The organism is Actinomycetospora sp. (assembly GCF_055612215.1).
In genome coordinates this window covers 1-13078 of the sequence record NZ_JBVPVA010000359.1, presented here as the reverse complement: position 1 = coordinate 13078, position 13078 = coordinate 1, and the positions used below count along the sequence as shown (strand labels likewise).

The following is a 13078-nucleotide window of genomic DNA, read 5'->3' as shown; positions in this document are numbered from 1 at the left end:
GTCGTCGCCCTGCTCGTGGTCCGCGCGCAGGCCCGCCACGACCTCGTCGAGCGACCCGTAGATCCCCTCCGGCAGCACGGTGATCGCGTGCAGCACGTCGTCGGCGGCGCCGCCGTGCTGGGTGGCGCGCACGATCAGGGTGTTGCGGTCGACGGGGAACTCGGTCTCGCTCAGCGCCTCGCGGGCGCGGTCGGTCACGCTGGACATGGAGGAAAGTTGCCGGTCCCCGCCGTCGGGCAAACGCTCACGCGTCCGGCGCGGGGAAGGCGTGGAAGCTGAACGTGATGTCGTCGGACCGCTCGGTCCTGACGATCCCGGCCGCGTCGGCCGCGTCGAGACGGCAGAGCAGCTCGACGAGCCGGTGCGCCGCGCCGCGCGGCTCACTGCTGGTCTGGCGCAGCGTGCGGTGGGAGGCCGCGACGTGCCACTGGCCGGCCGCGCCGGCGCCCTGGCTCACGGGCAGGACGACGTCGAGCAACCACCGGCCGGGCTTGCCCGCGAACGCCGCGGTCTGGTGCGCGAGCACCTCGACGACCTGGTCGGCCCGCACCAGGCCGTCATCCAGGGTCTCGATCCACACGCGGGCCAGGCCCACGGCTGCTCCTCTCGGTCGGGAGGACGGGGAGCCCCGGAGCCCGGGGCCGGGCGGGAACGATCCTGCTGTCGAAGGAGTGCGGCGTCCGGCCGCTCGTCGATCGTCCCGTCGGGCCCCGGGCTCGTCCGGGGTCGGTGGGCAGGCGGTCCGTCGATCACCGCCGACACGGAGGGGAGCGCGCCCCCGAGCCGGCTCGTCGCCGACCCGCCCGGAGACCGGCGGCACGGGCGTGCCGCCTGTCGGTGCCGCCAGGAGACGGCCGGGGTGGCCGCGGCGTCGGCGCGAGGCCCGTCGTGCTCGCGGTGCGCGGTGGGGTCGGGGCGGGCGCGGCCTCGGACGCACCCCACGGGGCCTCGGCGAGCACGATCGCCGCGAACTCGGCGTCGACGGTGGTCTGGTCGAGCTCGAGCACACGGTCGACAACGTCGATCACCACGACGGACACCTCCTCCGGTCGCGACCGAAGCCCTGCGATCCCCTCTCCTGGACCCGCTATTACTTCTAGTTCGACCTGCAGATTCAGTCAAGACCCTGGTGGAGATTTCCAGCCCGCCCGCGGACCCGAGACCTCTGCTGGAAGAGTCCGGCCCGATGACGACGGGTGGTGCAGGGAACGGGCCGTTGGGTCTGGTCGTCTCGGGGGCCGCCGCGCGCGGGCCCTACGAGGCCGGCGTGGTCGCGGAGGTGATGAAGGCACTCCCACCCGAGCGTCCGCTGGTGCTGCTGGGCACGAGCTCGGGCGCCATCACGGTCGCGCTGCTGGCCCAGTTCGCCGAGCACGGCGCCGACTCCGGGGAGCGGGTCGCCGACGTCTGGCAGCAGGTGCACGAGGTCTACACGAACCCGGTGCTCACGTTCCCGCGCACCGGCGCGATGCTCGCCGGCCGCGCTCTCGGGCTGCCGGCGGGCCGGATCCCGAGCGTGCTCGACGTCGGGCCGCTCCGGGCCATCGCCGACGCGCGGTTCGACGCCGCCGCGACCGACGCGCTCGTCGGCGGCCCGCGGATCCGGTCGCTGGGGGTCGCGGCGACGGTCGTGCCCCCGCGGGGCGCGGCGGGGCGCACCCGGCTCTTCGTCGCCGGCCGGCAGCCCACCGGCGACGCGATGCACGCCACGGACGTCGTCGAGGCCCGCATCGAGACCGAGCACGTCCTGGCCTCGGCGGCGATCCCCGCACTCTTCCCGCCCGTGCGCATCGACACCCCGGGCGCGGCCGGCTGGTACATCGACGGCGGGGTCCGCCTCAACGCGCCCCTGCAGGCCGCCCAGCGCTTCGGTGTCTCGGAGCTGCTGGTGATCTCCGGACACTCCCTGGTGCCCGGGCGGGTCCCCGACCAGGGCGCTACCCCGGAGCCCGACATCGACCTCGCGGCCGCGGTGTCGGTCCGGGCGGTCCTGACCGACGCGCTCGGGGACGACGTCGTGGCCCTGCGCCGGCACAACGCGCTGATCCGCGAGCTGGCACCGGTCCCGCTCCCCGACGGTGGACCGCACCGCCCGATCCCGTTCCGGGTCGTCGCCCCGACCGACGGCGAGCTGGCGTGCCTGGCGGCGGAGGCGTACCGGTCCCGACGCCGCGGGCCGTGGGACGTCACGTGGCCCATCGAGCGGCTCCTCGCCGCGGGCGGCGACGGTTCCGGGCACGACGAGCTGCTCAGCCTGGTGTTCTTCGACCCGGACTACGCGACGGCCCAGATCGCGCGCGGGCGGGAGGACGCCCTCGAGGCGATGGCGCATCCCGCGTCGGAGCAGTGGCCGGCCGCCGGGCCTCCCTGACGACGCAGCGGGCGTCGACGGCGGCACACGGGGAGACTCGGCACGCCCGGCCGCACCCGAACCCACGACCTCCGTTGGAGCGCCATGTACCTCACGATCGCCAGCGACGGCGTCGCCCTCCACCAGCCCGAGGTGACCACGGACCTCTACGCGTCCTACCGCGAGCGGCTGACCGCGGACCGGCTGAACGCCGTGCTGGCCGACCACGACGCCGGGGAGCTCCTCGTCGACGGCGCGCACGTCATGATCCCGGTGGCGACGCTGCGCCGGCTCGCCGCAGGTCGGGTCCCCGACGGCTGGGACGCCGACTTCGAGGGCATGCTCGCGTACGCGAGGAGCAAGGGTTGGCTCAGCGAGGACGGGACCGCCGTCCGGGCCCATCTGGAGCGGGAGCGCTGACGCGCGGTCAGTGGCGCACGAGCACGTCGAAGCCGTCGCCCGGGTCCGGTTCCTCCCAGCGTGCGAGCGCCGCGTGCAGCCCGACGTCGGGCACCGGGTCCGCCCGAGCCGCGTTGCGCGCCCGCGAGTGCCTGCCGGTAGAAGGTCGTCTTCCCGCAGCCCTGCAGGCCGACGAGGAGCACGACCTCGGCCACGGTCAGGACGACGGCGCGGCGTGGCGGGCCAGGAACGGCACGACCGCGGTGGCCAGGTCGTGCGGATGGGTGATCGGCACCATGTGCCCGCCGGCCGGCAGGGTGACGGTCTCGATGCCCGGGCGCCGGGCGGCGAGGTCGTCGTGCCAGGACTGCGGGGCGATCCGGTCGTCCGGGCCGCGGACGAGCAGCACCGGCTGCTCGAGCGCGGACAGGATCGGCGCGAGCGGGTGGCGGCGGGCGGCGTCCATCGCCCGCGCGAAGGTCACCAGCCCGCTGTGGCTGTAGTCGCGGACGAGCAGCGGGACCTGGCCGAGCCGCTCGTGCGCCGCCGTCGCCAGCCAGCGGGCGGCGAGCCGGGGCCACGTCGGCGCGCGGGGATCGGTGGTGGGGCCCACCAGGACCAGGGCCGCGACCCGGTCCGGTTCCCGGCGGGCGACCTCGGTGACGACCTGGCAGCTCGCCGAGTGCCCGAGCAGCGCCACCCGTCCCGCGCCGAGCTCGTCGAGCCGCGCGAGGAGGCGCCCGGCCGAGGTGACGGGGTCGAGCGGCTCGCCGCGGCGGGCCGGGAGGCCGTGGGCGGGCAGGGCGACGGCGGCGAACCCGGTCCCCCGCATGCCGGCGATCACCAGCCCCGGCGCGCGCCACCCCTCGACGGACAGGCCGAGGCCCGGCACCGCGACCACGGTGGGCGGGGCGTCCCCGCGCTGCCACGTGGACGGGGGCGCCCACGGCGCGCGTCGTCGCAGCGCGCGGCTCACCCGCGGGGCCGGCGGGCGATCGTCACCGTGGCCGGGGGCGCGTTGCGCCAGATCGTGCGGCTGACGACGACCTCCTCGAACGCCTCGGCGAGCGCCCGCTCGGCCGCCTTCGCCCACGGTAGGACCCGCGTCCAGCTGTGCTGGACCTGGGAGAGCGCGCCGCCCGGCGCCAGCAGCCGGCCGGCGGCGACGAGGAACGAACGGTCCTCCGCGAGGCTGATCGGCAGCGTGCTGAACACGAGGTCGACCGTGGTGCCCCGGGCGGCGAGGTCCGCCATGGCGTCGACCGCCTCGTCGCAGACCACCTCGACGTCGGGGTGCCGCCGGGACAGCACCGACGCCAGGCGCGGGTTCAGCTCGACCGCGATGTGGCGGCCCCGCCCGCCGAGCCGGCGTTGCACGATCGCGCTGGTCGCCCCGGCCCCCGCACCGAGCTCGAGCACCACGGGGTCGCCCTCGGCCGGGAGCGGGTCCAGCGCGACATCGCACGCCGCGGCCGAAGTGGGAAGCGGCGAGGCCGTCGTCCAGGGGGAACGGACGAACTCGCGGGTGAAGGTCAGGACGTCGGACACGGTGCGCTCCCGGGGACGGCGACGGGGGGACTCCTCGGTCGCCGTCGACGGGTCGCCTCGCGGCGCCCGCGTCGTCCTCGCGTCGCACCGGGCGGGTCGGGACACCCGCCGAGCGCCGCGAGACGTCGGGACCTCGGTCCCCGGTCTCTCGAGGACGGCTGCGATGTCCCCCAAGGTGATGTGGGGGCAAACCCCGGACCAGGCCCCGGGCACGACGACGTCGGATCGGTCACAGTCCGGCCCCCGCCCGCACTGTTCCGTCGGCATCCCGACCGCTACCGTGCGCTAGAGCGATCTACCTAGTGGTGGGGGGACAGCGTGCCGACAGACCGGTCCCGCGACGAGGTGCGCCATCGCCCCCGGGGCTGGGTGGGCCACGCGGTGGCAATGCTGAGCCCGATGTCGGCCGCGGCCGGGACGGCGGCACTCGAGCGTGACGCCGCCGGCCGGCGGGACCGGCTGGTGCGCGACGCCCGTGACCGCCTCGCCCAGCGTCGTCGTCCCACCCGGCCGCGGATGCGGGCGCTGGTGGTCCGGCCCGGCGGTCGCGTGGGCTTCGTGTCGGTCCCCGGGCCCCCGTCCCCGGCGCCACGGGCGGCCGTGGTGCGGCCGCTCGCAATGGCGACGTGCGACATGGACCGCCCGCTGGCCCTCGGGCGGACGTCGTTCCCGCTGCCGCTGCAGCTCGGCCACGAGTGCGTGGCCGAGGTCCTCGAGGTGGGTGCCGAGGTGGCCACGGTGCGCCCGGGCGAGCGCGTCGTCGTGCCCTTCCAGATCAGCTGCGGCGGATGCGCGGCATGCCTCTCCGGCCGGACCGGCAACTGCACGGCGGTGCCCCCGATCTCGATGTACGGCTTCGGCGTCGCCGGCGGGCACTGGGGCGGGGTGTTCAGCGAGCGGCTGACCGTCCCCTTCGCCGACGGGATGCTGGTCGGGCTGCCCGACGGCGTCGACCCGGTGGCCGCCGCGAGCGTCGCGGACACCGTCTGCGACGGCTACCGCCACGTCGCGCCGCACCTGCCCGCCGTCCTCGCCCGGGACCCGGACGCCGAGGTGCTCATCGTGGCCGGGCTCGGGCGACGGCCGGTGTTCAGCCCCAGCAGCCCCCTCTACGCCGGGCAGGTCGCGCGGGCCCTCGGCGCGCGCCGCGTCACCGTCGTCGACCGCCGACCCGCGGTCCGCGACCACGCCGAGCGCCTCGGACTGACCGCCATCCCGCCGGCCGACCTGCGTGGCCGCCCGGGCGCGCCGCTGACGCTGGACATGAGCGCGTCCTCGCGGGGGCTGTGGACCGCGCTCGCCCACACCGCCCCCGACGGCGTCTGCAGCTGCGCCGGGGTCCTGCACCGCGGCGTGCGCATCCCCGCCGGACTGATGTTCGCCCGCAACGCCACGCTGCACCTGGGGCGCGCCCACACCCGGACCGTCGTCCCGGCGGTGCTCGACCTCGTGGCGCGCGGCGAGCTGCGCCCCCAGGACGTGACGACGACCGTGGCCGCGTGGGAGGACGCCCCGGCGGCCCTGCGCGAGCACGTCCTGGGCGACGTGACCAAGACGATCGTCACCGCCGCCTGAGCCGAGGCCGTCCCGTCAGCGGTCGTCGTCGCCCGCGGAGGGCGTGAGCTGGTCGAAGCAGTAGTAGATGCCCAGCGCCCCGTGCAGGGCCAGGGTCGCGATCGCGCTGACGAAGCTCAGTCCGATCGCGGCGGCGTAGAGCACCTGGCCGGCCCCGAAGCGGCGCAGTGTCGCCCGGCGGGTCTCCGGATCGAGGGGCCGGCGCAGGCTCCCGGGGCGCCGCGTGATCGTGCTCCACAACGCGTAGAAGGCGGCCCCCATGGCGAGCATCGTGGCGCTGTAGACGGCCGCGGCGACGTGGGCCTCGGGCTCGAGGAGGTACTCGGCCAGCAGCCGCGTCGGGAACGGGATGACCGACACGGTCATCAGCAGCACCAGGTTCGCGAACAGGATCGGCCGGTCGACCCGCTCGACCAGGGTCAGCATCGTGTGGTGGTTGATCCAGATGATGCCGATGACGAGGAAGCTGACCAGATAGGCGAAGTAGGACGGCCACTCCCGGCCGAGGGCGGCCCAGAGGCCGTCGCGCTCGGACTCCGCCAGCGGGGGGACGGCGAGGTCCAGCACGAGCAGGGTGATCGCGATGGCGAACACGCCGTCGCTGAAGGCCTCGAGCCGGCTGGTCCGCATCAGGGGGTCCCGGTGGCGGGGCCGGCGTGGGCGGCGGCCATCCGGCCGGCGGCCAGCATCGGCTCGGTGGAGCGGGTGGCCCGGCAGAGCACGAACGCCCCCTCGAGGGCCGAGAGCACCGCCAGCGCCCGGTCGCGGTCGCCGACCCGCTCGGTCAGCGCGTCGGTCCACGCCTCGAACACCTCGGCCGTGGCGCGCCGCAGGACCTCGTCGGTGCTCGCGACCTCCAGCGCCACCGTCGTGATCGGGCAGGCGTCCCGGAAGTCGGTGGCCGCGAGGACCTCCGCGGCGCCCACGAAGACGGCCTCGACCGAGGCCGCGGTGTCGGGCTGCTCGTCGTAGACCGCGCACACCAGCGCCTGGAAGTAGGCCCCGCTCGCGTGGATGACCTCCGTCGCGAGCTGCTGCTTGCCGCCCGGGAAGTGGTGGTAGAGCGACCCGAACGGCGCCCCGGCCTCGGTGACGACCGCCTTGAGCCCGGTCGCGGCGTAGCCCTGGCGCCGGAACAGCTCGCCGGTCGCGGTGAGGATGCGGTCTCGGGTGGAGGGCGCGGCCACACCGGCAGCGTAACCCGTTGACTAGAGCGATCTAGCGACGTTCCGGTCCCCGACCTCGAGGGCTCGACCTCAACCTCGAGGGGCTCGACCTCAACCACGAGGGGCACACCGCGCCGGGTGGGCGCGGTCTCCGGCGGCGTGACGTGCCCCTGATCAACGGGGCTGCGTCCCGCGGCGGGCCAGCACCGTGCCCTGCGGCAGCGCCCGGGCCCGGCTGCCGCGCTCGGGCGCCTTCTCCGTCCGCGCGACGAGTTCGAACCCGGTGTCGTCGAGCAGGTCGACGACCGCGTCCGGCCGAAGGCGGTGGAAGTCCAGGGCGACCGGGTGACCGAAGGCCTCGTCGTGGTGCTGGACGTGGTCGCCGATCTGGAAGCCCAGGAGCAGGTGACCGCCGGGCGCGAGGACGCGGCGGAACTCGGCCAGCGCGGACGGCCGGTCGGCCTCGGGGACGTGGATCAGCGAGTACCAGGCGACCACGCCGGCCAGGCTCGCGTCCGGCTCGTCCAACGCGCTCATCTCGCCGACGCGGAACTCGAGGGACGGGTGCCCGCGCCGGGCGAGGGCGACCATCGCCGGCGACAGGTCGACGCCCCGGACGGCCAGCCCGAGCTCCCGCAGGTGGGCGGTCACGCCGCCGGGCCCGCTCCCGACGTCGAGCACCTCCGGCACCTCGTGGTCGCGGCGGACCAGCTCGGCGAACGCCGCCAGCACGGCACGGTCGAGCGGGGCGTTGCCGAGCTCGTGCGCGAACCACTCGGCGTAGTCCTCGGCGATCGCGTCGTAGCCGGCTCGCGTGCTGCGCAGGTACTCGGGCTCGATCACGCCGCGCACCGTAGAGCCGCCCCCCGACAGGCCGATCCGCCCCTCGCGCGGAACCGGTTGCCCCGCTCCCCCACCGGCTGCTCTGATCACCCGCCGTGGGGTACCCCGGGACCGGCGAGCGTCCGGCCCGCACCACCCCGGGCCTCGCGATCGCGCTGACCTCGGGGCTCGCGTTCGGGCTGGCCGGACCGTTCGCCGCGTCCCTGCTCGCCACCGGGTGGTCGCCGCTCGCGGTGGTGCTGGGTCGGCTGGGCGGCGCCGCGGTGCTGCTCCTCGTCCCCCTGGTGGTCCTCGTCGCCCGCGGGTGGCGGCCGCGCGCCGGACACCTGCGCCCGGTGATCGTCTACGGGCTGGTCCCGCTGGGCGGTGCGCAGGTCTGCTACTTCAGCGCGGTCGGTCACCTGTCGGTCGGGGTCGCGCTGCTCATCGAGTACACGGCGCCGGTCCTCCTGCTCGGCTGGACCTGGCTGCGCGGCGGCACCCGACCGCGCCCCGCGACGTTCCTCGGCGCGGCCCTCGCCGTCGCGGGTCTGGCCCTGGTGCTCGACATCGGGCGGGGCGCGTCGGTCGACCTCGTCGGCGTGGCGTGGGGACTGGGCGCCGCGGTGTGCCTGGCGGCCTACTTCCGGCTCTCCGCCGACGCCGGCGGTGGTCCCGACGGCCCCGGCCCCCCGGCGCTGGTGCTCACCGCCGGGGGTGCGCTGGTGGGGAGCGCGGTCGTCGTGCTGGTCGGGGTCACCGGCCTGCTGCCGCTGACGGCGACGACGGCACCGATCGACCTCGCCGGGTGGACCGCGCCCTGGTGGGTCGCCGTCGTGCTCGTCGCGGCCTTCTCCACCGCGCTGGCCTACCTGACCGGGATCGCGGCGGTGGGGCGGCTGGGCTCACGGCTGGCCTCGTTCGTCGGGCTGAGCGAGGTCCTCTTCGCCGTCCTCGGCGCCTGGTGGCTGGTCGCCCAGCGCCCCACGGCGACCCAGGTGGCAGGCGGGGTGCTGATCATCGCGGCGATCGTGCTCATCCGCCGGGCCGAGCCGCCGGACGCCCCGCGCGAGGTCACGCCGCCCCGGGACGACGCGCGGAGGCGAGCAGCGTGAGGCCCGGCAGCTCGTAGCCGTCGGTCACCCGGTAGGGCTCGACGTCGGCGCGGAGCCGCTCACGCAGCGCCTCCCGCGGAGCCTCGGGCATCGCGGCGATCATCCCGGCGAGCGGCCCGGCCAGCGCGGTGGTGCGGCTCCACCAGTGCTCGAACGACTCGGCGCGGGTGGGCACGGCCAGCTCCTCGACGCGGACCTCCTCCAGACCGGCCCCGCGCAGCAGCGCCGCCAGCCGCTCGCCGTCGCCCAGCCCGAACGGGCCGGGCACCCCGGGGGGCGGGACCGGCTGCCCGGTCTGCGCCGTGACGGCGTCGAAGAGCAGCCCGAGCCAGGGATTGGCCCCCCGCGACCCCCAGACCGCCACGGCGAGCCGCCCGCCGGAACGCAGCACGCGCCGGATCTCCGCGGCCGCCCGGGCCGGGTCCGCGGCGAACATCAGGCCCTCGCGGCAGAGCACCACGTCGAAGGCGTCGTCGGGCTCGGCGATCTCCTCGAGGTCCCGCTCGCGGGTCACGACGTGCGCGAGCCCCCGCGCCGCCGCACGGGCGGCAGCCACCGCGGTCATCTCCGCCGCGACGTCGGTGATGACGACCTCGCCGCCGGGCCCGACCCGCTCCGCCGCGGCCAGACCGACCCCGCCGGGTCCGCCGGCCAGCTCGAGGACCCGGTCCCCGGGGCCGGGGCTGGTGCGCTCGAGCAGGGCCACCGTGACCGCGGCACGCATGGTGTCCACCTCGTCGGCGTGCGCGGCCCACCGGTCGGCCACCGAGGCCCACATCTGCCGCATGACCGGGCGGAGCCGGTCGGTCGTCGATCGGTCGTCGGTGCTGGTCACGGCGGTCTCCTCGGGTCGGGCGTCGGTCGCCGTGACGCTAGGAGCCGCTCGGTGGGCGAGGCATCCGCGGAACTACGGAGCCGGGTGCGGACGTCCCGCCCCGAAGCTCCACACCGCGATCTGGCTGCGCGAGGAGAAGCCGAGCTTGGTCAGGACGTGCTGGACGTGGCTCTCCGCGGTCCGCTCGGAGATCGTGAGGCGCCGGGCGATCTGGCGGTTGCTGAGTCCCTCGCCGACGAGGGCGGCGACCTCGGACTCCCGCGGGGTGAGTCCGGGCTCCCGGGCGGCCCGGAGACGGTCGCCGAGCGCCGCGGTGAGACCGACGTAGGTCGCCATCCCCAGCGCCCGGGCGAGCCGTTCGGCCTCGGCGTTCGCGACGACGGCCCGGTCCCGGTCGCCCGGAGCGCCGCGGGCGTCGAGGGCCCGGGCGAGGTGGTGGCGGGCCTCGGCGACGAAGCCCGGCGCTCCGCAACGTGCGGCGATCTCCCCCGCCGCCTGCAGGTCGTCCACCGCCGCGTCGAGCCGACCGAGGTCGAGCGCCCCGCGCCCGAGCGAGAGCTCGACCGGGCCGCGGCTGAACACCCCGCCGCCGCTGACCTGCTCGCCGCGGTGGGGCTCGAGGCGGGCGAGCATGGTGGCGAGCTCCCCGTGGCGGCCGAGCGCCCCGCAGACGAGCGCGGCGCAGGTGAGGGCGGGGACCACGAAGAACACCGGCAGCTCCCACCCCGACGGCGGACCCGCCTGCTCGTACGACGCGGCCGCGCGGTCCGGGTCCCCCGCCGCGACCAGGACGCTCGCCCGCACGACGAGGTACTGCACCCGGAACCGCGGGGGCGGATCGAAGGGACGGTCGAGGAACGGGCGGACCTCCGGCCGGACCCCGACGTGGGTCGAGAGCGCCGCGTGGAACCCGAAGAACGCCCCGACGGCCGGCACCGGCTCGACCGGCGACATCCGGTCGAACGCCCGCTGCGCCGCGGCCGCCGCCGGCTCGTAGCGGCCCCGGGCCTGGAGTACGCCGGCCCGGACGCGATCGGCGTGCCACGCCGCCACCGGCCCCCCGACCCGCTCGACGGCGACGTCCAGGGCGGCGAGCTCCTCCGCGGCCTCGGCGAGGCGGCCGGACTCGACCATCGTCTCGACCGTCCAGATCTCGCCCCACATCGACGTGCGCGGAGTCCCCGAGCGTCGCCCGAGCGCGACCATCTCGCCGGCGAGCCCGACCCGTTCGGCCAGCCCTGCCGGGCCGGGGCACGCCTCGTAGCGCGCGCGCAGGGCGGCGGACAGCGCCGGGTCGCGGTCGGCGCCGGGGAGCTCGCGGGCCAGGGCGAGTGCCCGCGCGCTCGTCGTCGCGACCCGGTCCTGGTCGCCGTCGTAGAACGCGAGCTGGCTGCGGCGGGCCAGCAGCCGGGCCCGCATCGCCTCGTGCCCGTCGGCGACGAGCGCCAGCGCGCCCTCCACGAGGTCCCGGGCGACCGCGTTGATCGCGGGGTCGGGCACGGCGTCCAGGACGAGCGCGGCCTCACCCGCCAGGTCCGTCCGGCCCGCCGCGAGCGCCCACCGGCTCGCCTCCACCGCGGCGTCCCGGGCCGCGGTGAGGTCGCCCGCCACCGACGCCGCCTCGCCGCGGGCCACGAGGAGCCGGCACCGCTCGGCGCCGGTCGCGCCCAGGTCGAGGGCGAGTCCGTAGAGGCGTGCGCCCTCGGCGGGGGCGAGCCGGGCGACCGCGTCGTCCGCGGCGCGCACCGTCCACCGTCGGGCCTGCTCGCCGTCCCCGTAGGCCGCGAGCACGCGCCAGTGCCGAGCGATGTCGGCGACGTGGTCGGCGGCCCCGTCGCCCTCCGCCAGCGCGCGGGCCGCGGCGCGGTGCCGGTCCAGGCGCTCGGGGGTGGGCATGGCGGCCTCGACGGCGTCGCGGACCAGGACGTGGGAGAACCGGAACGACCCGGGGCCGACCGGGTCGACGAGGCCGTGGCCGGCGAGCTCGTCGAGCAGCACCCCGCACTCCGCGACCGGCCGGGTCGACGCCGCCGCGAGCACGGGCACCGACACGTCCCGACCGAGGACGGCGGCGGTCCGGAGCAGGTCCCGCGCCTCGGGACGCAGCCGGGCGAGGCGGGCCCCGACCGCGTCGAGCACCGAGCGCGGGGGCCGCTCCGGGCGCCAGATGCCGTCCGCGATCGCGCGGGCCACCTCCCGGACGAACAACGGGTTCCCGCCGGTGACCCGCAGGACTTCGGCGGCGCGCGTCGCGTCGGTCCCCGGCGCGGTCGCCGCCAGCTGCTCGGCCACCTCGGCCAGCCCGAACGGTCGCAGGTCGAGCCGCTCGGCGCCGGGCGCGCCCGCGAGGTCCGGCAGGAGATCGGCCGGGCCGGGTTCGCGGTCGCGGTGGGCGGCGAACAGGAGCACGCCGCTCGACGGCGCCGCGACGGCGACGTGGCGCAGCACCGCCGACGACGCCGGGTCGGCCCGGTGGACGTCGTCGAGCACGACGAGCAGGCCGGCGGGCCGCGCCGCGTCCCGCAGGGCGCGGCCCACCGCGTCGACGGCCCGGAAGCGGTCCTCGACCGACCCGGCGGCACCGGAGAGGACGGCGGCGAGGTCGACGCCGAGCCCGCTCAGGACCTGCCGCCAGGGCCACAGCGCGGGCGCGTCCTCGGCCTCGGTGCACGCGCCCCACGCGACGGGGACGGCGTCCGCGCGCGCCCGGTCGGCGAGCTCCTGCGCGAGGCGGGTCTTCCCGATCCCCGGCTCGCCCGCGCACAGGACCAGCCGGCCGACCCCGGCCCGCGCCCGGTCGAGCCACGACCCGAGGAGGGCGAGCTCGCGACCGCGCCCGACGAGCCCGCCGGGGACGGGGCCTGGCGCAGGGCTCACCCGTCCCAGCCTCCCGGAGCGCCGTGGCGTCCGGAAGGGTGCACCATGCCGGGCCCGTCCTGATCGGGACCCTCAGGCGAGGACCAGCCGGGCCGTCATCTCCCGACGGCTCGTGACGCCGAGCTTAGCGAAGATCGTCTTGAGGTGGTCCTGCACCGTGTGCGGGGACAGGTGCAGCGTGCCGGCGATCGCCCGGGTGTCGGCGCCCTGCAGGACGAGCAGGGCGACCTCCTCCTCCCGCGCGGTCAGGCCGTGCGCGGCGAGCGCGAGCCGGCTCAGCGCCGCCCGGGGCGTGGGCTCGACGGTCACCACGACGTCGCTGCGGCCCGGGGCACCGTCGAGCGGCGCGGCGCGCAGGCTCAGCCACGACCCGGAGACGCTCTGCGTCCGG

At 76.9% G+C, this 13078-nt stretch carries 14 protein-coding genes; 4 read left to right on the top strand and 10 right to left on the bottom strand.

Features of this window, described 5'->3' with window-relative positions; all coding sequences use genetic code 11:
• Both AC0CYZ_RS10285 and AC0CYZ_RS10280 read right to left on the bottom strand, forming a co-directional pair.
• On the bottom strand, window positions 1-207 hold a 207-nt coding region (locus tag AC0CYZ_RS10285; protein WP_472214895.1), incomplete at its 3' end, for a DUF2795 domain-containing protein.
• 37 nt (window positions 208-244) lie between these two features.
• Window positions 245-595, bottom strand: a complete 351-nt coding sequence (locus AC0CYZ_RS10280; RefSeq protein WP_472214893.1) for a hypothetical protein — start codon at window positions 593-595, stop codon at window positions 245-247.
• A 591-nt stretch (window positions 596-1186) separates the two neighbouring features.
• On the opposite strand from AC0CYZ_RS10280, the gene AC0CYZ_RS10275 reads away from it, so the two are divergent.
• Together AC0CYZ_RS10275 and AC0CYZ_RS10270 are read left to right on the top strand one after the other, a co-directional pair.
• On the top strand, window positions 1187-2371 hold the full coding sequence (locus AC0CYZ_RS10275; RefSeq protein WP_472214891.1) for a patatin-like phospholipase family protein: 1185 nt from the start codon (window positions 1187-1189) through the stop codon (window positions 2369-2371).
• A gap of 84 nt (window positions 2372-2455) precedes the next feature.
• Complete coding sequence (locus AC0CYZ_RS10270) at window positions 2456-2770, top strand: hypothetical protein (protein ID WP_472214889.1); 315 nt, start codon at window positions 2456-2458, stop codon at window positions 2768-2770.
• Window positions 2771-2966: 196 nt separating this feature from the next.
• On the opposite strand, the gene AC0CYZ_RS10265 is transcribed toward AC0CYZ_RS10270, so the two are convergent.
• Both AC0CYZ_RS10265 and AC0CYZ_RS10260 read right to left on the bottom strand, forming a co-directional pair.
• Window positions 2967-3725 carry an alpha/beta fold hydrolase gene (locus AC0CYZ_RS10265; RefSeq protein ID WP_472214887.1) on the bottom strand — a complete coding sequence of 253 codons (759 nt, stop codon included), beginning with the start codon at window positions 3723-3725 and terminating at the stop codon, window positions 2967-2969.
• Window positions 3722-4297, bottom strand: a complete 576-nt coding sequence (locus tag AC0CYZ_RS10260; RefSeq protein WP_472214885.1) for a class I SAM-dependent methyltransferase — start codon at window positions 4295-4297, stop codon at window positions 3722-3724. Before AC0CYZ_RS10260 ends, AC0CYZ_RS10265 begins: the two co-directional genes overlap by 4 nt.
• 387 nt (window positions 4298-4684) lie before the next feature.
• Between AC0CYZ_RS10260 and AC0CYZ_RS10255 the strand changes: the two genes are divergently transcribed.
• Window positions 4685-5872: a zinc-dependent alcohol dehydrogenase gene (locus AC0CYZ_RS10255; RefSeq protein ID WP_472214897.1), complete on the top strand. Its 1188-nt coding sequence runs from the start codon at window positions 4685-4687 to the stop codon at window positions 5870-5872.
• Window positions 5873-5887: 15 nt separating this feature from the next.
• Here AC0CYZ_RS10255 and AC0CYZ_RS10250 read toward each other — a convergent pair whose 3' ends face one another.
• From AC0CYZ_RS10250 to AC0CYZ_RS10240, 3 genes are all read right to left on the bottom strand, one after another.
• Window positions 5888-6502, bottom strand: coding sequence for a TMEM175 family protein (locus AC0CYZ_RS10250; RefSeq protein ID WP_472214883.1), 615 nt, complete (start codon window positions 6500-6502; stop codon window positions 5888-5890).
• On the bottom strand, window positions 6502-7059 hold the full coding sequence (locus tag AC0CYZ_RS10245) for a TetR/AcrR family transcriptional regulator (RefSeq protein ID WP_472214881.1): 558 nt from the start codon (window positions 7057-7059) through the stop codon (window positions 6502-6504). Before AC0CYZ_RS10245 ends, AC0CYZ_RS10250 begins: the two co-directional genes overlap by 1 nt.
• Before the next feature lie 153 nt (window positions 7060-7212).
• Window positions 7213-7881 carry a class I SAM-dependent methyltransferase gene (locus tag AC0CYZ_RS10240; RefSeq protein ID WP_472214879.1) on the bottom strand — a complete coding sequence of 223 codons (669 nt, stop codon included), beginning with the start codon at window positions 7879-7881 and terminating at the stop codon, window positions 7213-7215.
• A gap of 95 nt (window positions 7882-7976) precedes the next feature.
• Here AC0CYZ_RS10240 and AC0CYZ_RS10235 point away from each other — a divergent pair, with 95 nt between their 5' ends.
• Entirely contained in the window at window positions 7977-8975 is a 999-nt protein-coding gene (locus AC0CYZ_RS10235) for an EamA family transporter (protein ID WP_472214877.1), read from the top strand.
• Here the strand turns inward: AC0CYZ_RS10235 and AC0CYZ_RS10230 are convergent.
• The 3 genes from AC0CYZ_RS10230 to AC0CYZ_RS10220 form a co-directional block, all read right to left on the bottom strand.
• Complete coding sequence (locus AC0CYZ_RS10230; protein WP_472214874.1) at window positions 8935-9810, bottom strand: class I SAM-dependent methyltransferase; 876 nt, start codon at window positions 9808-9810, stop codon at window positions 8935-8937. The two genes, AC0CYZ_RS10235 and AC0CYZ_RS10230, sit on opposite strands and share 41 nt — an antisense overlap.
• A 72-nt stretch (window positions 9811-9882) precedes the next feature.
• Window positions 9883-12687: an ATP-binding protein gene (locus tag AC0CYZ_RS10225; RefSeq protein ID WP_472214872.1), complete on the bottom strand. Its 2805-nt coding sequence runs from the start codon at window positions 12685-12687 to the stop codon at window positions 9883-9885.
• A gap of 72 nt (window positions 12688-12759) precedes the next feature.
• A partial coding sequence (locus tag AC0CYZ_RS10220; RefSeq protein WP_472214870.1) for a helix-turn-helix domain-containing protein occupies window positions 12760-13078 on the bottom strand: 319 nt, incomplete at its 5' end.

What these genes read in the sequence shown, in the direction of transcription:
- AC0CYZ_RS10250 (WP_472214883.1), bottom strand. Translation starts at nt 6,502, where the DNA reads ATGCGGACCAGCCGGCTCGAGGCCTTCAGCGACGGCGTGTTCGCCATC.
- AC0CYZ_RS10270 (WP_472214889.1), top strand. Translation starts at nt 2,456, where the DNA reads ATGTACCTCACGATCGCCAGCGACGGCGTCGCCCTCCACCAGCCCGAG.
- AC0CYZ_RS10275 (WP_472214891.1), top strand. Translation starts at nt 1,187, where the DNA reads ATGACGACGGGTGGTGCAGGGAACGGGCCGTTGGGTCTGGTCGTCTCG.
- AC0CYZ_RS10255 (WP_472214897.1), top strand. Translation starts at nt 4,685, where the DNA reads ATGCTGAGCCCGATGTCGGCCGCGGCCGGGACGGCGGCACTCGAGCGT.